Source organism: Mycoplasma marinum, assembly GCF_004335975.1.
GTDB lineage: Bacteria > Bacillota_I > Bacilli_A > Mycoplasmatales > Metamycoplasmataceae > Mycoplasma_K > Mycoplasma_K marinum.
Window position 1 is genome coordinate 1 of record NZ_PSZO01000098.1, and the last position, 780, is coordinate 780.

Consider the following 780-nt stretch of genomic DNA (forward strand, 5'->3'; position numbering starts at 1 on the left):
ATATTTAAAAATAAGAAAAGGTAAAGAAAGTAGAGAACAAGCGGAGAAAAATATATTTGAACCACCTTATTTTGCAATGCTTTTATTAAAAAATGGTGATATTGATGGTGTTGTTGGTGGTTTAAGTTATCCAACATCAGGCATATTAAGACCAGCATTCAAAGTTATTGGTCCAAAAAAAGGAGTGAAAAATATTTCTTCATCAATGGTAATGTCTAAAGATGAAGGAACGTATTTATTTACTGATATTTCTGTTATCCCCGAGCCTAATAAAGAACAATTAGTTGAAATTGCTATAAACTCATCATCATTTGCAACACAAATGAATATTGATCCAAAAGTTGCATTTTTATCTTTTTCAACTCTAGGTTCTGCAAATCATCCAAAAGCATCAATGGTTAGAGAAGCTACAGAGTTGTTCAATGAAAAAACAATAAATAAAAATAAGGCAATTGGAGAAATTCAATTCGATGCCGCTATAGACACTGAAATCAGAAAACTTAAATATAAAAATGAATCTTTTGAAGGTTCTGCAAATATATTTGTTTTCCCTTCGTTAGAAGCGGGTAATATAGGTTATAAAATTGCTCAAAGACTTGGGGGTTATTTAGCCATTGGTCCTATTATTACTGGGTTAGATAAACCTGTTAATGATTTATCTAGAGGATCTACTGTTAACGATATTTATAATACAATAATGGTTACTGCTTTACAAGCTTAAGTAAAATATCTTATAGAGTTTTTTACTTTTTTACTAAAAATTCAAAGTATAATATTTAG

1 protein-coding gene is annotated in these 780 nt (G+C 29.1%); it reads left to right on the forward strand.

Going from position 1 to position 780, the window contains the following annotated elements:
- The coding region (locus C4B24_RS04855) for a phosphotransacetylase (protein WP_131599652.1) at nt 1–721 on the forward strand (721 nt) is incomplete at its 5' end.
- Nucleotides 722–780: the final 59 nt, after the last annotated feature.